21 protein-coding genes are annotated in these 22,475 nt (G+C 40.1%); 13 read left to right on the top strand and 8 right to left on the bottom strand.

Annotated features, from left to right (window positions below; translation table 11 throughout):
- Positions 1 to 179 precede the first annotated feature (179 nt).
- Complete coding sequence (locus HEMROJRC1_RS10205; protein ID WP_226692809.1) at positions 180 to 1,241, bottom strand: TIGR01620 family protein; 1,062 nt, start codon at positions 1,239 to 1,241, stop codon at positions 180 to 182.
- 68 nt (positions 1,242 to 1,309) lie between these two features.
- Here HEMROJRC1_RS10205 and HEMROJRC1_RS10200 point away from each other — a divergent pair, with 68 nt between their 5' ends.
- The gene (locus HEMROJRC1_RS10200; protein ID WP_226692808.1) at positions 1,310 to 2,191 is read left to right on the top strand and encodes a DUF535 family protein; all 882 of its coding nucleotides are present in this window, start codon (positions 1,310 to 1,312) and stop codon (positions 2,189 to 2,191) included.
- A gap of 192 nt (positions 2,192 to 2,383) precedes the next feature.
- Here HEMROJRC1_RS10200 and HEMROJRC1_RS10195 read toward each other — a convergent pair whose 3' ends face one another.
- Positions 2,384 to 3,832, bottom strand: a complete 1,449-nt coding sequence (locus tag HEMROJRC1_RS10195) for a YcjX family protein (protein WP_226692807.1) — start codon at positions 3,830 to 3,832, stop codon at positions 2,384 to 2,386.
- Between the two features lie 115 nt (positions 3,833 to 3,947).
- Here HEMROJRC1_RS10195 and HEMROJRC1_RS10190 point away from each other — a divergent pair, with 115 nt between their 5' ends.
- From HEMROJRC1_RS10190 to HEMROJRC1_RS10165, 6 genes are all read left to right on the top strand, one after another.
- Positions 3,948 to 5,648 carry an ABC transporter substrate-binding protein gene (locus HEMROJRC1_RS10190; RefSeq protein WP_226692806.1) on the top strand — a complete coding sequence of 567 codons (1,701 nt, stop codon included), beginning with the start codon at positions 3,948 to 3,950 and terminating at the stop codon, positions 5,646 to 5,648.
- Entirely contained in the window at positions 5,648 to 6,613 is a 966-nt protein-coding gene (locus HEMROJRC1_RS10185) for an ABC transporter permease subunit (protein ID WP_226692805.1), read from the top strand. Before HEMROJRC1_RS10190 ends, HEMROJRC1_RS10185 begins: the two co-directional genes overlap by 1 nt.
- A complete protein-coding gene (locus HEMROJRC1_RS10180; protein WP_226692804.1) occupies positions 6,603 to 7,490 on the top strand; it encodes an ABC transporter permease subunit in 888 nt (295 codons plus the stop codon). The genes HEMROJRC1_RS10185 and HEMROJRC1_RS10180 overlap by 11 nt, the downstream gene beginning before the upstream one ends.
- Before the next feature lie 2 nt (positions 7,491 to 7,492).
- Positions 7,493 to 8,548, top strand: a complete 1,056-nt coding sequence (locus tag HEMROJRC1_RS10175; protein WP_226692803.1) for an oligopeptide/dipeptide ABC transporter ATP-binding protein — start codon at positions 7,493 to 7,495, stop codon at positions 8,546 to 8,548.
- Positions 8,549 to 8,551: 3 nt separating this feature from the next.
- Positions 8,552 to 9,361: an ATP-binding cassette domain-containing protein gene (locus tag HEMROJRC1_RS10170; RefSeq protein WP_226692802.1), complete on the top strand. Its 810-nt coding sequence runs from the start codon at positions 8,552 to 8,554 to the stop codon at positions 9,359 to 9,361.
- A gap of 106 nt (positions 9,362 to 9,467) precedes the next feature.
- On the top strand, positions 9,468 to 10,397 hold the full coding sequence (locus HEMROJRC1_RS10165) for a bile acid:sodium symporter family protein (RefSeq protein ID WP_226692801.1): 930 nt from the start codon (positions 9,468 to 9,470) through the stop codon (positions 10,395 to 10,397).
- Positions 10,398 to 10,555: 158 nt separating this feature from the next.
- On the opposite strand, the gene glnD is transcribed toward HEMROJRC1_RS10165, so the two are convergent.
- Positions 10,556 to 13,147, bottom strand: a complete 2,592-nt coding sequence (glnD, locus tag HEMROJRC1_RS10160) for a bifunctional uridylyltransferase/uridylyl-removing protein GlnD (RefSeq protein WP_226692800.1) — start codon at positions 13,145 to 13,147, stop codon at positions 10,556 to 10,558.
- Positions 13,148 to 13,244: 97 nt separating this feature from the next.
- Positions 13,245 to 14,051, bottom strand: a complete 807-nt coding sequence (gene map / locus HEMROJRC1_RS10155) for a type I methionyl aminopeptidase (RefSeq protein WP_226692799.1) — start codon at positions 14,049 to 14,051, stop codon at positions 13,245 to 13,247.
- A gap of 128 nt (positions 14,052 to 14,179) precedes the next feature.
- Between map and erpA the strand changes: the two genes are divergently transcribed.
- Genes erpA through mrcB form a run of 3 tightly spaced genes read left to right on the top strand, consistent with a single transcriptional unit; the run spans position 14,180 to position 17,254 of the window.
- Positions 14,180 to 14,524, top strand: a complete 345-nt coding sequence (gene erpA / locus HEMROJRC1_RS10150; protein ID WP_226692798.1) for an iron-sulfur cluster insertion protein ErpA — start codon at positions 14,180 to 14,182, stop codon at positions 14,522 to 14,524.
- A 3-nt stretch (positions 14,525 to 14,527) separates the two neighbouring features.
- Positions 14,528 to 14,881, top strand: a complete 354-nt coding sequence (locus tag HEMROJRC1_RS10145; RefSeq protein ID WP_226692797.1) for a YacL family protein — start codon at positions 14,528 to 14,530, stop codon at positions 14,879 to 14,881.
- Between the two features lie 6 nt (positions 14,882 to 14,887).
- Positions 14,888 to 17,254: a penicillin-binding protein 1B gene (mrcB, locus tag HEMROJRC1_RS10140; protein ID WP_226692796.1), complete on the top strand. Its 2,367-nt coding sequence runs from the start codon at positions 14,888 to 14,890 to the stop codon at positions 17,252 to 17,254.
- A 53-nt stretch (positions 17,255 to 17,307) separates the two neighbouring features.
- Here mrcB and HEMROJRC1_RS10135 read toward each other — a convergent pair whose 3' ends face one another.
- Positions 17,308 to 17,508, bottom strand: a complete 201-nt coding sequence (locus HEMROJRC1_RS10135; RefSeq protein WP_226692795.1) for a hypothetical protein — start codon at positions 17,506 to 17,508, stop codon at positions 17,308 to 17,310.
- 365 nt (positions 17,509 to 17,873) lie between these two features.
- Between HEMROJRC1_RS10135 and HEMROJRC1_RS10130 the strand changes: the two genes are divergently transcribed.
- Both HEMROJRC1_RS10130 and ilvN read left to right on the top strand, forming a co-directional pair.
- Entirely contained in the window at positions 17,874 to 19,598 is a 1,725-nt protein-coding gene (locus tag HEMROJRC1_RS10130; RefSeq protein WP_226692794.1) for an acetolactate synthase 3 large subunit, read from the top strand.
- Positions 19,598 to 20,089: an acetolactate synthase small subunit gene (gene ilvN, locus HEMROJRC1_RS10125; RefSeq protein ID WP_226692793.1), complete on the top strand. Its 492-nt coding sequence runs from the start codon at positions 19,598 to 19,600 to the stop codon at positions 20,087 to 20,089. Before HEMROJRC1_RS10130 ends, ilvN begins: the two co-directional genes overlap by 1 nt.
- A gap of 207 nt (positions 20,090 to 20,296) precedes the next feature.
- Here the strand turns inward: ilvN and HEMROJRC1_RS10120 are convergent, their stop codons facing one another.
- The 3 genes from HEMROJRC1_RS10120 to rpsO form a co-directional block, all read right to left on the bottom strand.
- Positions 20,297 to 20,479, bottom strand: a complete 183-nt coding sequence (locus tag HEMROJRC1_RS10120; RefSeq protein ID WP_226692792.1) for a hypothetical protein — start codon at positions 20,477 to 20,479, stop codon at positions 20,297 to 20,299.
- Positions 20,431 to 20,574, bottom strand: a complete 144-nt coding sequence (locus HEMROJRC1_RS10935) for a helix-turn-helix domain-containing protein (protein WP_226692982.1) — start codon at positions 20,572 to 20,574, stop codon at positions 20,431 to 20,433. Before HEMROJRC1_RS10935 ends, HEMROJRC1_RS10120 begins: the two co-directional genes overlap by 49 nt.
- A 113-nt stretch (positions 20,575 to 20,687) precedes the next feature.
- A complete protein-coding gene (gene rpsO / locus HEMROJRC1_RS10110) occupies positions 20,688 to 20,957 on the bottom strand; it encodes a 30S ribosomal protein S15 (RefSeq protein ID WP_005628925.1) in 270 nt (89 codons plus the stop codon).
- Positions 20,958 to 21,388: 431 nt separating this feature from the next.
- Between rpsO and HEMROJRC1_RS10105 the strand changes: the two genes are divergently transcribed.
- Entirely contained in the window at positions 21,389 to 22,402 is a 1,014-nt protein-coding gene (locus HEMROJRC1_RS10105) for an arabinose ABC transporter substrate-binding protein (protein ID WP_226692791.1), read from the top strand.
- The last annotated feature ends 73 nt before the right edge of the window (positions 22,403 to 22,475 follow it).

The following is a 22,475-nucleotide window of genomic DNA, read 5'->3' as shown; positions in this document are numbered from 1 at the left end:
GGTAGGGTGCGTTAGCTTTGCGTAACGCACCATTTCAGCACAAAATCTTATTAATTGGTGCGTTACGGCTTCGCCTAACAGCACTCTACTATGATTTGTGCAACTACTACATAATACCGCTATTTTTGATCGAACTTTTTATTATTTGAAAATTTCTCTAAGCAATAAAAAACATTAAGTTACACCAACTCCTTCTCTTTCATTTTTTTATTCAGCACCACATCTTTAATAGTCGTCAAAAGTTCTTTTTGGATATGTGAAAGTTTTGGTTTTTCAGAAGGTTGAAATGCAAGCGGGCGGCAAAATTCCATCGCTTTTACTCCCAAACGGGCTGTGAGTAACCCTACACCTATGCCCTGTGCAATCCGTACGGAAAATTTTGCGGTAATATCTTGTGAAAGCCAATCCATACTCATATCCTGCACGATTTCCGTTACACCGGCGAAAGCAATATTCACTAGCACCATTCGCAATAAACGAATACGTGTAAAATAGCCCAATTCGATGCCGTAAATTTCCGCAATTTTATTAATTAAGCGAATATTTCGCCACGCCACAAAAAACATATCCACTAAAGAAAGAGGGCTTATCGCTACCACGACAGCTGATTCCGCTGCCATTTTGCCAATTAATTTTTTCGCCTTGGCATCAAAAGGTTTTAACACGTGATGGCTAAAAAGCTGTGCGACTTCTTGTGCCGAATAGGTTTCATTTAGTTGATTTTGCCATTGAACAAGAATCGGTGATTGTTCGTCTAAATGCAGACTTTTCGCCATCTCCAAACAAAGTTTTTTACTTTGTTCGCCGTCTCGATATTCAAAAACATCATGATTTTTGACCGCACTTTGCTTCCAAAATAAACGGCTTTCTTGTTGTAGTTGTTCGCGTTTTTTCAAGCGGCTCAAACGATGCCATTCAAGCAAGATTTCTTTTATACCGAACAGGATAACGATCAGACTTACAAGGGAAAATGCCAAATAAATCCATTGTTGATTTTGATAGCTACCCCAAATCCATTGAAGCGACTGCGCCACGGTTGCCGCACCGAATAAAAGTGCGGTCAATTTTAACGTTGTTTTCCAAGTCTTTGATTTAGGTTTCATCGCCTGTTCAAAGCGTTCATCAAGTAATTCCCCTTCCAAAGGTTCATCAGGTATGGTTTCTACGTCGATAAATTCCTGTTTTGGCTGAAAAGTTTCCGCCTCGGATTCATCATATTGGTTGAAAATTTGCTTTTCCATTATAAAATACGCCCTGTTTCTAATTTTATGTCATCGTTTTCGCTGACATTCTACTCATCAATATCAAAATGATTAAGCCAACTAAAATTTCATTTCCAACTTATGTGCAAATGTATCCTTATTCAAAGGATCGTCCGTTCGCAAAACAGCTACGGGAAAAACTTCGCTACTATGCCTACACGTTTATTCACAAAAAACAATGCCGACAACTTATCGCATTTTTAAATGAAAAGACGCAGTGGCAGCCACTCTTCACGCAAGATTATTATCGTTTTAACCCGCTTTTAACCACTTATTGCGATAAACGTTTTTCAGCCGCTCAACGATTCGATGCGATTACGCAAAATTTAAATATTGCGGAAGAAAAATTGGGCTTAACACTTTGTTCCCGTTTACTTAGTGAGCAATCCATTTTATTAAGTCAATTAAGCGATGATCTTTCACTTAATTTAAGTTTAAATTTTATTGATCCTTTTGAAGGCTATTTTGCCGTCAATATTCGCAATAAAAATAATGAACGTATTTATGACGCTTCGTTTACTTTTTTATCGCCGAACAAATTGTTAATTGCGTCTATTCAAGGCCCTCGCCACGGTAACACGCAGGGATTGGTCAAACAAGCAACGAAAGATCTACACGGCGTTCGCCCAATGTTTATGCTGATGAACGTATTCCGTGAATTAGCCAAAAACCTACAATGCGATCTGTTGGGTATTCCGCACAAATTTCAAGGTAAATATCGCCTTTCTGCACGCAGTAAAATTTTATTCAATTACGACGAATTTTGGCAAGAAAATCAAGCGGTTTATCAAGAGCCTTATTGGCTGTTACCGCTTGAGGTTGAACGCAAACCGTTAGAGGAAATCGCCAGTAAAAAACGTTCGATGTATCGCAAACGTTATGAGATGTTGGATCAATTAGCACTTGATATTAAAAAACATCTCAGCTAGGTTTTCCCAGTATTATGTAGCAGTTGCACAAAGAGAATTTTATCTCCAATATTTCCTGGGGTAGGGTGCCGTTAGGCGAAGCCGTAACGCACCAACAACAAGTTTTAATGATGAAGCGGTGCGTTACGGCTTCGCCTAACGCTACCCTACGATGATTTGTTCAAGTGCTACATAGTACCGGTTTTTCCAGCCTTATTCAAAACGATCCCCCAACAAGAATTGCAGCACGGCATCCATTCGCAAATGGGGGATTGCCTCTCCCGCTTCAAGGTGTGGCGGTTCAAAATAATCAAAATCGAACGGCGTGTTGTGGGAATTCTCCCCATTCCCTTCAAAGTGCGGTTGTTTTTGCCAAAATTCTTGACCGGGTAATTTGCTTGGTACTGTGCCCGGATAGAGAGTAACCGGTCGCTTATCTTTAGAGCGTACACCTTGAATCGCTTTAATCTGTTTGCCATCTTTATTTACTACCACTTGTTTTGTCGCACGAATTGCGGCAACTGCAGTATATTCAATATCAATACCTTTAAATTCAGCATGACGCCCCCCCTCTTGCACTAATTGGCGCATAAGGCTAATTAAATTCGGCATTTGATCGCTGGTGATATGATCCGCCTTTGTTGCAATAAACATCAATTTATCAATACGTGGGGAAAATAAACGGTATAGAAAATTTCGGCTACCATAATGAAAGTTTTTAAATAACTGATTCAATCCGGCTTGCATATCCAAAAAGGCTTGTCGGCCATGATTTAGCGGCGTTAAACAATCTGCCAAAATCACTTGGCGATCAAAGGTAGAGAAATAATGCTCATAAAAACCTTTTACGATTTTATTGCGATAGTAATCGTATCTTTTGTTCAACACTGCAAAATAACTGTTTGATTTAGCTTCTTTTTTGAGCCTTTTCCATTGCTCTTGCGTTAAATGCAATAAAGGGAAAAACTGTAATGCGGGCGCACCTTCCAATTCTCCCGGTAACACAAATCGTCCCGGTTGAATAAATTGCATTCCTTGCATTTTGCATTGTTGAAGATAATCCGTGTAGCGTTTTGCTATTTTTGCCAAAACTTCTTCATTAGCAACTGCACTTAAATCCAATTTTTTCATCTCATCAAGCCAAGGCTCTGCCAATTCACCACGAATGCCCTGAGTAATTTGAGCCTGTTCGGTTGACCATTGTTGAAAATCCAAATGCAGTAAAGGCAAATCCAACAACCATTCCCCCGGGTAATCAAAAATATCCAAATAAAGCGTACCCCGTTCTTTTAGATGACGAAACAAACCCGATTGGCGTTGAAAACGAATGGCTAAACGCGTTTCACTCACGCCACGGGTTGATTCACACCATTGCGGAGGTTGTTGAGAAAGCGCGTTTAAATTTTCTTCATAATCAAAACGCGGTACACTCAAGTCTTGCTGTGGAACACGTTTTACCGCAATAATCGCCCCGTTTCGAACCGCTTCAAATAATGGCAAGTGATTTTTTGTGGTTTGATTAATTGATAGAAGTTGATTGATTAAACCGGTAATAAAAGCGGTTTTACCGCTACGACTTAAACCGGTAACAGCAAGGCGCAAAGTGCGGTCAAATCCTCGGTTGATTATTTGATTGATTTCTTTTTGAATGGAATTAAACATTAGGGTCTTGGATAAAATTATGTTGAATGACACCCTGCTTCATAAAAGCAACATCTAGCCATTTTGGGCAATATACCTTACAATTTGTGGCATAATTTATCATAACGCATTCATTATGTTACGCCGAAACTTACTATTTTTCTATTTTCTTTTAAACTTGGGCCTGTTCATACAAGTTCAAGCAGCGCCACGCGTACCGGAAAGTTTAACGGAAAACGGTTTAATTTATTGTACCAATGCCTCGGGATTTTCTTTTAATCCGCAAACGGCTGATGCCGGTACAAGTATGAATGTGATAACGGAACAAATCTACAATAAACTGTTTGAAATTAAAAATCATAGTGCCACAGTAACACCTTCTTTAGCGCAATCTTATTCTATTTCACCCGATGGAAAAGAAATTTCCATTTATTTACGCAAAGGTGTGAAATTCCACCACACCCCTTGGTTTACACCAACTCGTGATTTTAATGCTGAAGATGTGGTATTTTCTCTCAATCGTGTACTTGGACACGATACTTACCTCCCTACTTTTTTTAGCCAAGATAATTCGGCATACGATAAAAACCCGCAATATCACGTATTTCACGAACAGGCTAAAAAAGTACGCTTTCCTTATTTTGATAGCATTAAGTTAAATCGGAAAATTAAGTCCGTAACAGTGGTCAATCCTTACCAAGTCAAAATCGAATTGTTTGAGCCGGATTCATCAATTTTATCTCATCTTGCCAGTCAATATGCCATTATTTTCTCGCAAGAATATGCTTATCAATTAAGTGCGGACGATAATTTGGTTCAGTTAGACACCCACCCTGTCGGCACAGGCCCTTATCAAGTACAAGATTATGTGTATAACCAGTACGTGCGATTATTACGCAATGATAAATATTGGAACAAAGAAGCAAAAATCAAACATATTTTAGTCGATCTTTCTACTGTTCGTACGGCTCGGCTTATTAAATTTTTTAATAATGAATGCCAAATCGCCGCCTATCCGGAAGTGAGTCAGCTAGGGCTTTTACAGGATAAAGACGCTCGCTATTATCTGCAATCGGTCGAAGGGATGAATCTGTCTTACCTTGCTTTTAATTTTAATAAACCTTTGATGCAAGATGAACAAATTCGCCACGCAATCTCTCAAGGCATTAACCGAGCACGTATTGTTCGGAATATTTACCATAATACGGCAACCGTAGCGAATAACATTATTCCTAATATTTCTTGGGCATCGAATATCAATACGCCGGAATTTGAGTTTGATTATTCTCCGAAACAGGCGAAAAAATTTCTGCAAGATAAAAATTTACATCTAAATATGTGGGTGCTGAACGAAGAACAAATGTATAATCCCTCTCCGCTCAAAATGGCGGAATTAATAAAGTGGGATTTGGCACAAGCCGGAGTGGAAGTGAAAGTGCGGTCGGTTACACGTACCTTTTTGTTGGAACAACTTGATAAGAAAACGGAAGATTACGATATGATTTTAACCGGTTGGCTTGCCGGAAATTTAGATCCTGATGGTTTTATGCGTCCGATTTTAAGCTGTGATACCCAAAATGAAATCACAAATTTATCCAACTGGTGCAATCACCGATTTAACGAACTTATGGATAATGCCCTCGCCACGACCGTTTTGCGTGAACGGGCAAAAAATTACAATAGGGCACAAGAGCTTGTGTTAAAAGAATTACCGATTATGCCTATTGCCAATGCAAAACGCTTTTTAGTTGCCAATAGCAAAGTAAAAGGCGTGCAAACCAGCCCTTTCGGCAATATGAATTTTTCGACTCTCTATTTTACTAAGGAGAAAAAATAATGTTGTGGTCGGCATTACGTCATCTCCTTTGGGTGGCCTTGTTACTGTTTATTTTAACATTAGTCAGCTTCGGTATTTTAATGCGCGATCCGCTAAATTCGGTACTTATTACAAATAATATTTACAGTGGTTATCTTCACTATCTTAATAATTTGTTACAGGGGGATTTAGGGATTACTTACAATGGCGGTCAATCGCTAAAATCGCTTATTTTTACCGTACTTCCGCCCACTTTAGAACTTTGTTTCACCGCACTTTTACTCGCATTTATTTTAAGTATTCCTTTGGGCATTCTAAGTGCGGTCAATAATCAAGGTGTTTTTTCTAAAAGTTTACAAACCCTTTCTTATGTCGGTTTGTCAATTCCCATTTTCTGGCTTGCCCCTATTTTGCTTTATATGGCGGCCATTTACGGTTGGGAAATTTCCGCAACGGGTCAATATAATTTACTCTATGAAATTAAGCCGATTACCGGTTTTCCGGTGATCGATGTGTGGTTTGTTGATGTGCCTTATCGTACGAAAATCGTACAAAGCGTACTACAACATTTAGCTCTACCAACGCTCATTTTATGTATTCTGCCGACAATGGAAATTATCCGCATAATTCAGCAACGTGCCGAATATATCCTGCAACAAAACTACACGAAAGTTGCTATTACACGAGGTTGGTCAAAGTGGAAGATTTTGCGACGATATGTTTTCCGCAATACCTTTCCGTTGCTCATACCGCATATTACCCGTGTCTTTACTTTGCTGATCACTCAATGTATGTTGGTTGAAACCGTGTTAGGTTGGCCGGGGATAGGTCGTTGGCTCATTGACGCTGTCGCCAACCAAGATTACAACAGCATTTCTGCAGGAGTGATCGTGCTGGGGATTTGTGTTATTACTATTGACGTACTGGCGAAAATTATAATGTTTACTCTCGATCCGTTTAATAAGAAAGGTTGGTATGCAAGATAAAGAACCTGATGAATTTCGTGAAAGCACATCAATCTATCAAATTTGGTTACAATTTCGTAAAAATCGTGTAGCCCTGTTTAGTTTTTACCTCTTTCTTTTGATCATTTTGACCGCACTTTTTGCGCCTTTTATCGCACCATATAGCGATAGTATGGAGTTTGTAGGGAAAGAATTAATGCCACCTTCTTGGGTAGAAAAGGGAGAAATCGCCTTCTTCTTCGGCACGGACGATCTCGCTCGTGATGTATTAAGCCGTGTTCTTATCGGTGCGCGCTATACCGTGGGTTCTTCCCTTATCGTTGTCATATTCATCGCCCTTATCGGTGGTGCGCTAGGAATTTGGGCGGGAATATCGGGCGGGTTCAAAGCACGCTTTCTTGGGCATATTTTCGATACGTTTTTATCGATCCCGATTTTACTCATTGCGATCATTATTTCCACATTCATGGAACCGAGTTTGATCAATGCGATGGTATCGACACTATTGGCGATACTGCCCTATTTTATCCACGCCGTTTATCACGCTATTCAACAAGAACTCAAAAAAGAATATGTGATAATGTTAAAGTTGGACGGGATATCCGATAGTGAATTACTGCGTAGCACGATTTTACCGAATATTACCGTTACCTATATTCAAGAAATCTCACGGGCATTTGTGGTGGCGATTTTGGATATTAGTGCCTTGAGTTTTATCTCTCTCGGTGCGCAACGACCGATGCCGGAATGGGGAGCAATGATTAAGGATTCTCTCGAACTCATTTATCTTGCTCCTTGGGCTGTTTTGCTTCCCGGTTTTGCGATTATCATCACAATTTTATTAAGCATTATATTTACTCACGGCTTGTGCAAAGCCATTAATCAGTATTATCAATAATTATGGCGTTACTGGATATACGAAATCTCAATATTGAAATTAAGACTCCAAACGGTCGAATCAAAATCGTTGACGGTGTAAATTTAACCCTCAATGAAGGAGAAATATTGGGTTTGGTCGGCGAATCAGGCTCCGGCAAAAGTTTGATTGCCAAAGTCATCGGCAATTCCATTAAAGAAGATTGGGTTGTCACGGCAGATCGTTTCCGTTTCAATGATATCGAATTATTAAAACTTTCCCCTAGCCAGCGCAGAAAATTAGTCGGAAAAGAAATTTCGATGATTTTCCAAGATCCGCTCACCTGCCTTGACCCAAGTCGAAAAATCGGCAAACAGCTTATTCAAAGCATTCCTAATTGGACATTTCGCGGAAAATGGTGGCAGTGGTTCGGCTGGAAAAAACGTCGAGCCATTGAGTTACTACATCGTGTCGGCATAAAAGCACATAAAGACATTATGGCAAGTTATCCCAATGATCTCACCGAAGGTGAAGGACAGAAAGTAATGATCGCCATTGCCGTGGCGAATCAACCTCGTTTGTTAATTGCAGACGAACCTACTTATGCGCTTGAATCCATCACGGCGTTGCAAGTTTCCCGTTTACTTTCAAGTATGAATCAAAACTTAGGAACAAGCATTCTTTTGGCAAGTAATAATATTCGCGACATCAGCGACCTTTGTCACAATATCTCCGTATTGTATTGCGGGCAAAACACGGAATACGCGCCAACGCAAACGTTGTTAAAAACACCACATCACCCTTACACGCAAGCACTTATTCATTCTGTCCCCGATTTCACCAAACCGCTTGGTTTTAAAACCAAATTAGGGGCATTGGAAGGTACGGTGCCGATTTTAGAACAAATGCCGATGGGCTGCCGTTTAGGGCCTCGTTGCCCATTTGCACAAAAACAATGTATTCAAAAGCCGGCCCGTTATCGTATTAAACAACACGAATTCTCTTGCCATTTCCCGATTAACTTTAGAGAAAAGAGAGTGAAGGAAGCAATGCCTAATTCCCCGTTAACCTTATCCACCGAACCGAACAATAAGGAATAATCTATGTCATTATTGCAAGTGGCGAATCTCAGTAAAACCTTTGATAGTCCTGCCCATTGGTTTGGCTCAAACAAATCTTATGCCGTAGAAAATATTAGTTTTAACCTTGACCAAAAACAAACGCTCGCCATTATCGGTAAAAACGGTTCGGGAAAATCAACTTTAGTAAAAATGATTGCAGGGATGATAAAGCCCACCTGCGGTGAAATTAAATTTAACGGAACCACGCTAAATTTTGAAGATACTCATTACCGCGCCCAACATATTCGTATGGTATTCCAAGATGTCAATTCCGCCTTCAATCCCCGTCAAAATATCGGGCAAGCATTAGATGCACCTTTGCGTCTAACGACAGATTGGAATGAAGAAAAACGAAATCAAAAGATTTTTGAGACCCTAGCAATGGTGGGGCTTTATCCCGACTACACAAATTTAAAAATAAAAAATCTTTCCGTAAGCCAAAAACAACGGATCGCACTGGCGCGAGCTTTTATTCTCGAACCTGAAATTATTATCGTTGATGATGCGCTAGGTTCATTGGATAGCTCCGTACGAGTGCAACTACTCAACCTTTCTTTAGATTTACAAGAACGCCTAGGCGTATCCTATATTTATGTCGGACAAGATCTCGGCTTGATAAAACATATGGCTGACCATGTGCTTGTGATGGATGAAGGCAAAATGATTGAATACGGCACACCGCAAGAACTTTTCTGCCATCCTCAAACAACTATCACAAAACGACTGGTGGAAAGCCATTTCGGCAGACTGCTTGATGAAACTTCATGGGTTAGCACTGATAAAGATGATTGATTTATATTTTAAATCACAACGATATAATAACGAAAATATCTACATAATAATGAAAAATACCATTAAAATCGACCGCACTTTTACCTACCCGCTATAAGGAAAATTTATGCAATCACTACTTAAATTCACTCAATTTATCAGTAAAACTTTTGCATTATGGGCAATTGTTTTCGCTGTGCTCGCATTTCTATTTCCGGCAGAGTTTAAAATCTTCGCCCCCTACATTCCTTACCTGCTAGGCTTAGTCATGTTCGGGATGGGGATTACGCTCACTTTCAACGATTTCGGTGAAGTGGCAAAACATCCGAAAGCCGTATTTATCGGTGTCGCAGGACAATTTTTCATTATGCCGGCTATCGCATTCTTTTTAGCAAATGCTTTCAGTTTACCTTCTGATCTCGCTATCGGTGTAATTTTAGTCGGCTCTTGCCCTGGTGGCACATCTTCAAACGTAATGACCTATCTTGCGAAAGGCAATACGGCACTTTCCGTAGCTTGTACCACAATCTCAACCTTACTTTCACCACTTTTAACGCCTGCAATTTTTTATGTATTAGCAAGTCAATGGTTAGATATTGATGCCTCCGCAATGTTTATGTCGGTGCTAAAAATGGTGCTTTTCCCAATTTTCTTAGGTTTAATCGCTCGGACGCTATTTAAAAATGCCATTGTACAAGCAAGCCAAATCACCCCGTTGATTTCCGTCGTATCCATTGTGTTAATTTTGGCGGCTGTCGTTGCTGTGAGTAAAGATAAAATCGTAGAATCCGGTTTGCTCATTTTTAGCGTAGTGGTACTACATAATTGCTTTGGCTATCTCATTGGTTTCCTTGCCGCAAGATTGCTCAGACTCAATACGGCAGACAGCAAAGCTATTGCCATTGAAGTCGGTATGCAAAACTCCGGTTTAGGTGCAGCTCTTGCCGCGGCACACTTCAACCCAATCGCCGCCGTACCAAGCGCTTTATTCAGTTTCTGGCACAATGTTTCCGGTCCGGTCTTGGCAAATATTTTCTCAAATATGAAAAATAAGTAGGATGCGTTAGGCAAAGCCGTAACGCACCGTAATGAAATTTATTGATAAAAAGGTGCGTTACGCCTACGGCTAACACCCCCTACCTCAAAATATTGAATATAAAATTCTCTTTGTGCAACAACTACATAATGGTGTCAAAATTGACCGCACTTTTTCCGTTACCTAATTTTCCGATAAATCACTTCACGCAAATTTTCTTTTTCTTGTAAAGTTAAAGCTTTATCGTCTTGATTTTTTAAAATAAAGAAATCCTCCGCTTTTTCACCTACAGTGGTAATTTTGGCATTCAATAAATTCAAATTGAGATCACTAAAGATCCGGCTTATTTCGGCTAATAACCCGGGTTTATCTAAAGCGATCAATTCCATTTCCGTCTGTTCCGTTTTACTTTCATGTAAGAAGCGCACATCGGTTTTTACCGAAAAATGTTGCAATTGGCGATTAGGTGGAAGTGATAAAGTCGGGCGCATTTCACTTTGTAACGTCAGCATTAATGCACTTTCTAATTCACGACGACGATCAAATTTCACCAAATCACCATTTAGTTCCGTAATGATAAAACTATCAAGCACATAACCATCTTGTGTTGTAATAATTTGCGCATCGTGAATACTGAATTTTTTTGCACCGATGGTGGTAACCACTTTATTAAATAGATGCGGTTGATCTTGGCAGTAAATAAAGACTTCTGTCCCACCTAAAGCAAAACGATTGGTAATTTTGACTAATAATTCGCCTGAAAAATTAATCAGTAATGCGGTATGCCCTGCAATTTGCTTCGGGCTGTTACGTAAAAAATATTCATCCGGACAACGCGCCCATAAGGTTTGAATGGCAATCTCCGAATAAGCGGTCGAATCCGATGTTAAAATTCGCCACGCCAAACGGCGATTTTCTTCCGATTTTTCCGAATAATCCAACAATGCCAACATACCTTGGCGAAACTGTCGTTTGGTAAAATCGTATAAAGAAGAAAAAAGCGAACGTTTCCAACTATTCCAAAGCGTAGCATTCGTCGCACAAATATCCGCAACGGTAAGGCAAGTTAAATAATCTAAGCGAACCTGATTTTGTACTGCTTCTGCGAATTTCATTACGACTTCCGGATCGTGAATATCTCTACGTTGTGCGGTGATTGACATCAATAAATGAGATTGAACCAACCAGTTCAAAGTATCAATTTCACGCCGATCAAAACCGTGCAACTCGGCAAATTCCACCACATCCAGCGCGCCAAGTTCTGCATGATCCCCTCCTCGTCCTTTTGCAATATCGTGAAATAATGCCGCCACATAAAGTAAAGTGCGGTCAGAAAATTGACTAAATATTTGATGGCAAATCGGGTGTTCGATTTCACTTTCCTTATGCAAAAAACTTTCCAGTTTCAACATCACCCGCAAGGTATGCTCATCTACCGTGTAAATATGGAATAAATCAAATTGCATTAAGCCTTCGATTGCCTGCCATTGGGGTAAATAAGCCGTTAATACGCCATATTGGTGCATAGGAACAAAAGCCCGTTGAATCGCATTCGGTTGATTAAATAATCGTAAAAACTTCTCACGAGCAGCCGGTATTTCGCATAATTTTTGCGGTAGCTGTTCAAGACCGAGTTGTAGTTTTCGTAACGTCGTAGGATGAATTATCGCCTGTTCAAATTGTGTGAGATAAAAAAATAAATCTAAAATACGTTCGGGGCTTTGCAAAAATAAATTCGAATTACGCAAGCATAAGCTGCCATTCACTAATTCAAAATCATCATCCAATTGATGAATAAAGACATCATAATGGGTTGAAAGAAAATGTTCGCGATAATCTTGGATTAATAAATTACTCATCAGCGAAATACGATGTAAGGCTTGGAAAAAACGCTTCATCATTTTTTCTACGCCTTGATTGCCCCCCTCCGTGAAACCCAATAATTCGCTCACTTTTATTTGACGATCAAACAACAAACGATTGTCATAACGTTTCAAAATTAAATGCAAGGCAAACCGCACTTTAAATAAAAAGGCTTGGCTTTCTTGCAAACGCTGATATTCTTGCGGATAAATAAATCCGCTTTGTAAAATCGCCTCTAATGTCAGCGCGCCGGTATGGCGCAATGCAATCCAATACAATAAATGCAAATCACGCAAACCGCCTGGGCTGTATTTAATATCCGGTTCCAGATTGTAAGCCGTGTTGTGATAGCGATGATAACGTTCGGTTTGCTCTTGCACTTTCGCATTGAAAAACGCTTCCTTCGACCAAAAATCAGCACGTTTCACCCGTTCCTGAAGCTCTTCAAAGTGCGGTCGATTTCCTGCAAGAAATCGGGCTTCCAATAAATTCGTTGCAATCGTAATATCTTGTTTACCTTCCGTTTCACATTGCGCTAAAGTACGCACGCTATGCCCGACTTCAAAACCGCTATCCCACAAAAATCGTACAAATTGCTCAATTTTTTCTTCCGTATCGGCCGTAAGCGGTTGTTCCGATAAAATAAGAAAATCCAAGTCGGATAATGGAAACATTTCCTTGCGGCCATAACCGCCTACGGCAATTAATGCCAGTTGAAAGATTTCACTCAACCCCATTTCTCGCCATAGTTGATTCAACATCGCATCATAAAAATCGCTGCGATTTTCGATAAGTGAAAAAATGGAGAAATCCGCAAAATGCGCCAATTCAAATTGCTTGAGATTTTCACGCTGAATTTTGACCGCACTTGGGGTTAAAGATGAAATGATTTCAAAGGGAAAAAGCATATTATTTCAATGATATGGAAAACCGTGGAATACATTATATAGTGAATTAAATTTAAAGAAAAAGCCCACAAACGTGAGCTTTTGTCAGTGCGCCAAATTAACTATTCATCATAATCCGTGAAATTCGTCCTTCCGCAATTTCTTCATCACGAATGGTCATCACTTCACAGCCTGTCTCGGTTACGACGATTTGGTGCTCATATTGTGCGGAATGGCTGCGATCTTTGGTTTTTACCGTCCAACCGTCTCCCATTAGTCGAACTTCCTTTTTACCGGCGTTAATCATCGGCTCAATGGTAAACACCATTCCCGGTTTTAAAATCACACCGCCATCATCGGCGTAATAATGCAAAACTTGGGGTTCACAATGAAATTCCGTACCAACACCGTGCCCGCAATATTCCCGTACAACACTAAACCCCTGCCCTTCTGTGTATTTTTGTATCGCTTTACCGATTTCATTTAAGCGGATGCCCGGTTTTACCGTGCGTAACCCCACATATAATGCTTCTTGTGCCGCTTCGACTAATTTTTGACTACGAATATTGGTCTCGCCGCCCACGATGTACATTTTTGAATTATCACCAAAGTAGCCGTCTTTAATAACCGTTACATCGATATTCACAATATCACCGTTTTTAAGCACTTTATCTTTACTAGGAATACCGTGGCAAACCACTTCGTTAATAGAAATACAGGTTGCTTTCGGAAAACCGTGATAATTTAAACAGGCGGGAATCACTTTTTGTTCGTTTACCATATATTCGTGACAAATTCGATCAAGCTCCTCTGTCGTTACCCCCGGTTTTACATAGGGTTCAATCATCACCAACACATCGGAAGCCAGTTTGCAGGCTTCACGTAATTTTACTATTTCTTCTTCGGTTCTTAATGGAATAGACATAATGATCTTCTCTGTATTAACAAACAATATGTTGCGGAGTATAACAGGATTTCCATGAAAAATCTTGAATGAGTAAGTCGGTTATTGGATAATACCTCACTCATTTTAGGAAAGTGGAAAAATAAAATATGACAGATAATATTGCAGTGCCGCTCACCTTCACCGATGCAGCCGCCAACAAAGTCAAAAATTTGATTAGTGAAGAAGAAAATAACGATCTGAAATTGCGCGTATATATCACCGGTGGTGGTTGCAGCGGTTTCCAATACGGTTTTACCTTTGATGAAAAAGTCAATGAAGGCGACCTGACTATTGAAAAATCCGGTGTAAAACTTGTGATTGACCCGATGAGTTTACAATATCTTATCGGTGGCACAGTGGATTATACCGAAGGTCTTGAAGGCTCTCGTTTTGTGGTAAACAACCCGAATGCAACCAGTACCTGCGGTTGCGGTTCGTCATTCAGCGTTTAAAATATGGATTTCCAATTCACCGCTTACTCGGGGAATGTTTCTGTTAAATGCTCGATGGAACACATTGCCCTTGCAAACTGGTTTAATACGGAAGTGCGGTCAAATCCGACAGGAATTTTGACCGCACTTTCTACCGCACGAAAACTCACTGAAAATCAAGAAGAAACCCTAATCGGTGCCGAATATACCTTGTTTCTAAATGCCGATGAAATAATAGTACGCGCCAATAACCTTGCCATAGAATCCGATGAAATTTTGGAAGAGGATTTTCATTATTATGATGAGGAAAGCATCGCTTTTTGCGGCACGCAGGATTTTATTCATTTTCTTGAAGCCTACGTTGATTTTATTGCCTAACCGACTATGACCGCCGAAAATAACGAACAAGAAAAAAATCAAAAAAATAAGCCGAATAAACGACACGCCTGCAAAATGTTTTTGCTCAAAGCCGGCTTTACGGCAAGCGTGTTGGCGATATTTTACGGCGGCTATTTAGATTGGCAAATTCGTTCTAAAATGGATGGGCAAATTTGGCGTTTGCCGGCAGAAGTTTACAGCCGAATCGAAAGTGTCAAAATTTCCGATAATCTGGCTTTTGATGAAGTCATTCAAATCTTGCTTGATAACGAATATCGTCAAACCACAATGGTCGCAGCGCCGGGTGATTTCAAGTTGGAAGAAGATACTATTGTCGTATTGCGCCGTGCTTTCCCTTTCCCCGATAACCCCGAACCTCAGCGCGTCTTACGCTTGCGTTTCACGGATAATAAATTAAGCCGAATTGAAGATTTGGTTAACCTAAAAACCGTTGATGAATTTCGTTTAGCGCCAAAGCTCATTGCGATGTTGGAATCAGATAACGAAGATCGTCTTGCCATTCCTTTACAAAATTACCCCCGCCTACTGATCGATACGCTTATTTTAACGGAAGACCGCCGTTTTTATGAACACAACGGCATCAATCCTATTGGAATTATGCGCGCTTTAATCGCCAATATTCGAGCAGGGCAAACAGTGCAAGGCGGAAGTACATTAACCCAGCAATTAGTAAAAAATCTTTTTTTATCCAGCGAGCGAACCATTACCCGTAAAGCCAATGAAGCCTTAATGTCGCTTGTACTGGATTGGCGTTATGATAAATATCGTATTCTTGAAACCTATCTCAATGAAATTTATCTCGGACAAAACGGCGATACGCAAATTCATGGATTTGAGTTGGCTAGCCAATTCTATTTCGGTCGCTCCATTCGAGAAATTAGTCTCGATCAAATCGCTTTACTGGTCGGAATGGTGAAAGGGCCTTCTCTTTATAATCCGTGGCGTAATCCGCAAAATGCCTTAGAACGCCGTAATGTGGTGTTAAAGCTGATGCTTGACCACAAAATGATCGGTGGAGAACTTTACGAATTGCTCAGTAAACGCCCGCTCGGTGTACAAACCAAAGGGCAAATTTCACGTAAATACCCCGCATTCATTCAAACCCTGCAAACGGATTTACGCCGTCAGCTTGGTGAACATAAAATGTCCGGCTTACTCGGTGCCCGCATCTTCACCACAATGGATCTAAAACAGCAAGCACAATCTGAAAACGCCGTAGTAAACACCGTTTCCAAACTGCAAGTACAAACGAAAAATCCTCACTTAGAAGGGGCAATGATTGTAGCGGATTATCGTACCGGTGAAGTTCGTTCTATCGTGGGCGGATTACAAACCCAATATGCAGGTTTTAATCGTGCATTAATGGCAAAACGTCAAATTGGCTCGCTAGTAAAACCTTCGATTTATTTGACCGCACTTACTAACCCTGAACAATTCCGCTTAAACACGCCGATCAATAACCAGCCGATTACCATCAATGTAAAAGGCAGCCCGCCATGGCGACCGAGGAACTACGATCGTAAATACAGCGGCTCTGTGATGCTGATGGATGCGCTTGCCCGCTCCCTAAATATTCCAACGGTCAATATCGGTATGAAAGTCGGTTTAAGCAATGTAATTGACACACAAAAAGCAATGGGCTGGGATAATATAGAAATTCCTAAAGTACCGGCAATGCTGCTTGGTTCCTATTCTATTTCACCTTATGATGTAACAAAGCTCTATCAAACTATCGCCAATCAAGGCGGGAGAATTGAATTGACGACGATAGATAGCATTACCGATCGCCAAGGCAACCAAATTTATCAACACAATAAAGAAGCAAAACAAGTCGTACCGCAAGAAGCCGCTTTCCAAACCCTATTTGCAATGCAAAAAACGGTTGAACGAGGAACTGCACGCAGCCTACAACACGACTATGCGGATCTACATCTTGCAGGAAAAACCGGAACAACCAATGATGCTCGCGATACTTGGTTTGTCGGAATTGATGGAAAGAATGTGAGCACTATTTGGCTAGGGCGAGATGATAACGGAGAAACCAAACTCACCGGCGCATCCGGCGCATTACAAATTTACAAAGATTATCTCAATCGGGTTTACATTGAAAAATTAAAATTACAAAAACCGACCGACATAAAATGGATTGGCATTAATACATACGGCGGCTGGGATTGCAGTAGTTATCGCACAATTCCCGTATGGTCGAATAAAGGACAAAATTTCTGTTCATCGCCAAGCGGTAGCACTTCATCTATAACGACTACTGCTCCCTCCTCCACCGAAGCACCACAAGGTAGCCTATGGGATGTATTAGACAAAGCACCGATCACAGAGGCAAAACCTGAATAGCAAAAGTGCGGTCAAAATGATTAGGTTTATGAAAAGTAATGTGCAACTGCTACCTACCGAAAATAGCAACCATTTTGTCCATTACCCCCCTTTTTTATCGTGCTGATAACGTTTTGCCTCTTTTTTAAGTTTCGCGGAGATTTCCAACGTAGCATACGGATTACCGTAGATAAATCTAAGCCTAATTGTTTGGCATTTTTAGCGGCAAGTTGTTTGATTTCGTTATCAATGCGAATAGTAAGACTACCGTTCATTTTTATCACCTCTTTTATTTTGTTAGTGCATATCGCAATAACAATATTGTATTGACACAATATTTGTCTCACTAATCCCGCATAAAAATGTGATCCGATTCAAAGAAATGAATAAAAAATAAAATTTTGTCATTTTTATAAAATATAGAATAAAGTTGTATTTTTTGTTATTTTAGCTTTTTATTTTTTATTTTAAGCTTTAAAAATTTCAAATCATAGATTTTAATCCTGAGCTTATCCTTTTTGATGTACATATTTTATTCTAGACAAAGATTTTTTTGTCAGTATGATGAATGACATTAAGAAAATAATAATCTTAAACAGTCAGTAACAACACAAAGTGCGGTCAATTTTAGGAGAGAATTATGAAAAAATTATCCGGTGCTGAAATGGTAGTGCAATCGCTACGTGATGAAGGGGTAGAGTATTTATTCGGCTATCCGGGCGGTGCGGTATTAGATATTTATGATGCGATTCACACCCTTGGGGGGATTGAGCATATTCTGGTTCGTCACGAACAGGCTGCCGTACATATGGCGGATGGCTATGCTAGGGCGACGGGCAAAGTCGGCTGTGTGCTTGTTACATCAGGTCCGGGGGCGACAAATGCGATTACCGGTATTGCGACCGCTTATGCGGATTCTATTCCGATGGTGGTGCTTTCAGGTCAGGTTATGACGGATTTAATTGGTCGTGATGCGTTCCAAGAATGTGATATGGTGGGGATCTCACGTCCTGTTGTTAAGCACAGCTTTATCGTAAAAAAAGCAGAAGACATTCCCGAGACATTGAAAAAGGCTTTCTATATTGCTTCAACAGGTCGCCCCGGTCCGGTTGTGGTGGATATTCCGAAAGATACGGTAAATCCGAATCATAAATTCCCTTATGAATATCCAAAATCCGTAGAGATGCGTTCTTATAATCCGACAGTAAACGGACATAAAGGACAAATTAAAAAAGCATTAAAAGCTTTACTTGTGGCAAAAAAACCAGTTCTTTTTGTCGGTGGTGGGGCGGTTTCGGCAGAATGTAGTGATGAACTCTTGAAATTTGCACAAAATCTAAATTTACCGGTAACGACCTCTTTAATGGGCCTAGGGGTTTACCCAAGTAGCGATAAACAGTTTTTAGGTATGTTGGGAATGCACGGTACTTATGAAGCGAATAACGCCATGCACGAGAGTGATTTAATTCTTGGTATCGGTGTACGTTTTGATGATCGTACGACAAATAATCTTGAGAAATATTGCCCGCATGCCAAAGTGATCCAAATTGATATTGATCCCACTTCTATTTCTAAAAATGTACAAGTAACAATTCCTATTGTGGGAAATGCGAAAAACGTATTAGAAGAATTTTTAAGTTTATTAGGTGAAGAAGGGGTTGCCCGTTCACAAAATTACCTTGAAGATTGGTGGAAGCAAATTAATGAATGGAAAGCAAAAAACTGTTTGGATTTCGACCGCACTTCCGGAGTTATTAAACCTCAACAAGTGATGGAAGCGGTGTATCACATCACCAATGGGGAAGCTTATATTGCCTCCGATGTAGGGCAACATCAAATGTTTGCCGCATTGCATTATCCTTTTGATAAGCCACGTCGTTGGATCAATTCGGGCGGTTTAGGCACAATGGGCTTCGGCTTACCGGCGGCACTGGGGGCAAAATTGGCTCAACCGAATGCAACGGTAGTTTGCGTTACCGGTGATGGCAGCATTCAAATGAATATTCAAGAACTTTCCACTGCAACGCAATATGGTATTCCTGTGGTCGTAATTTGTTTGAATAACCATTTTTTAGGAATGGTGAAACAGTGGCAAGATTTGATTTATTCCGGTCGCCATTCCCAAACCTATATGAATTCCCTGCCGGACTTTGTGAAATTGGCGGAATCTTATGGTCATATCGGCATAAAAATCGCTACAGCGGATGAATTGGAAAGTAAATTAAAAGAAGCCTTTAGTATTAAGAATCAACTTGTCTTTGTTGATATTAACGTAGATGAAACCGAACACGTTTACCCAATGCAAGTGCGTGGCGGGGCGATGAATGAAATGATTTTAAGTAAACCGCAAGGGGAGAATGAATAATGCGTAGAATTTTATCTGTTTTATTAGAAAATGAATCCGGTGCGTTATCACGCGTGGTAGGCTTATTCTCTCAGCGTGCATTTAATATTGAAAGCCTCACCGTAGCACCGACAGACGATCCGACTTTATCTAGAATGACGATTGAAGCGGTGGGAGATGAGCAAGTATTGGAACAAATTGAAAAGCAACTCCATAAATTGGTTGATGTATTCAAAGTGATTAGTTTAAGCCAGCACGAACACGTAGAACGTGAAGTTATGCTCCTTAAAGTTCGAGCAACCGGCACTTCACGTGATGAAATCAAACGTCTGGCAGATATTTTCCGTGGTCAGATAGTAGATGTAACACCAAAATCCTACACGATCCAGCTTACCGGCACGAAAGACAAACTTGATGCTTTTGTTGCTGCCGTGAAAGAAGAAACGACATTACTGGAAATTGTCCGTTCAGGGTTGATTAGTTTGTCTCGTGGTGAGAAAAATATACTTTAATGATTTCTTTGAGGAAAATCCGTACTGAGATTTACGGTATTATGTAGCAGTTGCCCAAGACTAAAAAAACATACAAATAACACCACTTTTAAAACGAGAAAAGGATAGTAAACACTATCCTTTTGTATCAAACTACATACACTTGCAATCCCATTTGTTGTATTAATCCTTGTCCCCGTTTGTGATTAACGCCTTTCAATAATACACTTAAACGGCGATAACCATATTCCGAGTTTCCGATTTAATTCGATGGGTTTCAGCTTTAACCGCCGTATTTTTGTCCTGTTTCGGCTTTAAATGATAGAAAAACACACTACGGGGTAAAGTTTGTTTGGTATGGCTCACACTCGCAATCCGTTGAGACCTGCGTGGTGAAATTGGGCTATCCATTGTCGAACGCTTTTCGATGCGAAGCCAAATTGATGATGAGTTTGTGTAAGACTTTCGTTGTGGTTGAAATAAAATTCAACGACTTGTTGTTTGATCTATTGGTTGTATTTGATCATAAAAATCCGCCCCTGACTTAGTTGGTTTATTTCGTCCAACTTTTGGGGGGGCAGATCAAATTTCGAGGGTTCAATATTTATCGTAATAAAAATTAACGACGTAAACCTAAACGAGCGATGGTGCTTTGATATAAAGCAAGATCAGTACGTTTTAAGTAGTCTAAAAGTTTACGACGACGAGAAACCATACGTAATAAACCACGACGACCGTGATGGTCTTTTTTATGCTCGGCAAAGTGAGCTTGTAAGTGGTTGATTTGTGCAGTTAATAATGCGATTTGAACTTCGGAAGAACCGGTATCTTTTGCATCACGACCAAACTCAGCAACGATTGCTGCTTTTTTTTCAGTACTTAGAGACATTTTTTACTCCTAAAAGGTAGTGTTGTTGATACATCATTCGCCGATCTCTAACTCAGCGATGACAAGGAGTGCGCATTCTAGCGGTTGAAGCACTTAAAAGCAAGCAATTCCATGATAAATTCGATTTATCATCCATAAGTTCAAAGAATAAATCTAATCTTAATGATCTCCGACCAAATTAATACCGGCTCTAAGGGATTATTCCTCTTAGAAGAATTTCTCCCGACTAATTCATACCACTGAGCTAGAAGCTTATATAGTAGTTATCCGCTGAATATATGGATGAAATAGCTATAAATTCATTATGTGATCAAGATCTAATTTTTTTAACATTAAATCCTATATGATTGCCCTGCTTATGAGCAAACAAGCCAATCAATAAGTGTATTATATTGATTTTATTAATAATTTTACCTTATAGGAGAATCAATATGAAATTTACAAAAAGAGCGCTACTTAAATCAGCTATCGCGATAACCGTTTTATCTATTACCGGTTTAAACGCTAATTTAGCATATTCCAGCTCTCCGAAAACAATCAAATTGGGTTATTTAGTCAAACAGCCTGAAGAGCCATGGTTTCAAACCGAATGGGCGTTTGCAGATAAAGCGGCAAAAGATCTTGGTGATGTTCAAATTATTAAAATTGCCGTTCCTGATGGTGAAAAGACTTTAAACGCTATTGATAATCTTGCGGCCAACGGTGCAAAAGGTTTTGTTATTTGTACTCCGGATCCTCGTTTAGGCCCGGCTATTATGGCGAAAGCGCGTTCTTATGATCTGAAAGTCATTGCTGTCGATGATCAATTCTTAAATGCGGTCGGTGAACCGATGGTTAACGTACCCCTAATTATGATGGCAGCCACAGAAATTGGTGAACGCCAAGGACAAGAATTATATAAAGAAATGCAAAATCGGGGCTGGAATGTAAAAGATACCGGTGTATTAGCCATTACTGCCGATGAATTGGATACCGCCCGCAGACGTACCGAAGGTTCGATTTCGGCTTTGATTAAAGCCGGTTTTCCTGAAAAACAAATCTATAAATCACCGACCAAAAGCAACGATATTCCGGGGGCATTAGATGCGGCAAATGCGATGCTAGTACAACATCCGGAAGTAAAACATTGGCTCATTGTCGGCATGAATGATAATACCGTTTTGGGCGGTGTACGCGCGACTGAAGGGCAAGGTTTTAAAGCGGAAAATGTGGTAGGGATAGGTATTAATGGCGTTGATGCGGTTAATGAACTTTCCAAACCGAATATGACCGGTTTCCTTGGTTCTTTACTGCCAAGCCCGGATGTTCATGGTTACCGTAGTACCGAGATGCTGTATAAATGGATCAAAGACGGCGTTGAACCTGAAAAGTATATTGCGGTAAAAGAGGTGATCTTCTTAAAACGCGACAACTTTAAAGAAGAACTTGCCAAAAAAGGATTATAACAACACATTCTCGATCACTCTGTTGGTATTCATACCGGATACCAACATATCTCTAAAAAAACATCAGAAAGAG

The sequence above is a fragment of the Rodentibacter sp. JRC1 genome (genome assembly GCF_020521555.1).
Lineage (GTDB): Bacteria > Pseudomonadota > Gammaproteobacteria > Enterobacterales > Pasteurellaceae > Rodentibacter > Rodentibacter abscessus.
This window is presented reverse-complemented; position numbering and strand designations above follow the sequence as displayed.

Coding starts and splice junctions, on each gene's coding strand:
- HEMROJRC1_RS10205 (WP_226692809.1), bottom strand. CDS start 1,241: ATGGAAAAGCAAATTTTCAACCAATATGATGAATCCGAGGCGGAAACT.
- HEMROJRC1_RS10200 (WP_226692808.1), top strand. CDS start 1,310: ATGATTAAGCCAACTAAAATTTCATTTCCAACTTATGTGCAAATGTAT.
- HEMROJRC1_RS10195 (WP_226692807.1), bottom strand. CDS start 3,832: ATGTTTAATTCCATTCAAAAAGAAATCAATCAAATAATCAACCGAGGA.
- HEMROJRC1_RS10190 (WP_226692806.1), top strand. CDS start 3,948: ATGTTACGCCGAAACTTACTATTTTTCTATTTTCTTTTAAACTTGGGC.
- HEMROJRC1_RS10185 (WP_226692805.1), top strand. CDS start 5,648: ATGTTGTGGTCGGCATTACGTCATCTCCTTTGGGTGGCCTTGTTACTG.
- HEMROJRC1_RS10180 (WP_226692804.1), top strand. CDS start 6,603: ATGCAAGATAAAGAACCTGATGAATTTCGTGAAAGCACATCAATCTAT.
- HEMROJRC1_RS10175 (WP_226692803.1), top strand. CDS start 7,493: ATGGCGTTACTGGATATACGAAATCTCAATATTGAAATTAAGACTCCA.
- HEMROJRC1_RS10170 (WP_226692802.1), top strand. CDS start 8,552: ATGTCATTATTGCAAGTGGCGAATCTCAGTAAAACCTTTGATAGTCCT.
- HEMROJRC1_RS10165 (WP_226692801.1), top strand. CDS start 9,468: ATGCAATCACTACTTAAATTCACTCAATTTATCAGTAAAACTTTTGCA.
- glnD (WP_226692800.1), bottom strand. CDS start 13,147: ATGCTTTTTCCCTTTGAAATCATTTCATCTTTAACCCCAAGTGCGGTC.
- map (WP_226692799.1), bottom strand. CDS start 14,051: ATGTCTATTCCATTAAGAACCGAAGAAGAAATAGTAAAATTACGTGAA.
- erpA (WP_226692798.1), top strand. CDS start 14,180: ATGACAGATAATATTGCAGTGCCGCTCACCTTCACCGATGCAGCCGCC.
- HEMROJRC1_RS10145 (WP_226692797.1), top strand. CDS start 14,528: ATGGATTTCCAATTCACCGCTTACTCGGGGAATGTTTCTGTTAAATGC.
- mrcB (WP_226692796.1), top strand. CDS start 14,888: ATGACCGCCGAAAATAACGAACAAGAAAAAAATCAAAAAAATAAGCCG.
- HEMROJRC1_RS10135 (WP_226692795.1), bottom strand. CDS start 17,508: ATGAACGGTAGTCTTACTATTCGCATTGATAACGAAATCAAACAACTT.
- HEMROJRC1_RS10130 (WP_226692794.1), top strand. CDS start 17,874: ATGAAAAAATTATCCGGTGCTGAAATGGTAGTGCAATCGCTACGTGAT.
- ilvN (WP_226692793.1), top strand. CDS start 19,598: ATGCGTAGAATTTTATCTGTTTTATTAGAAAATGAATCCGGTGCGTTA.
- HEMROJRC1_RS10120 (WP_226692792.1), bottom strand. CDS start 20,479: ATGGATAGCCCAATTTCACCACGCAGGTCTCAACGGATTGCGAGTGTG.
- rpsO (WP_005628925.1), bottom strand. CDS start 20,957: ATGTCTCTAAGTACTGAAAAAAAAGCAGCAATCGTTGCTGAGTTTGGT.
- HEMROJRC1_RS10105 (WP_226692791.1), top strand. CDS start 21,389: ATGAAATTTACAAAAAGAGCGCTACTTAAATCAGCTATCGCGATAACC.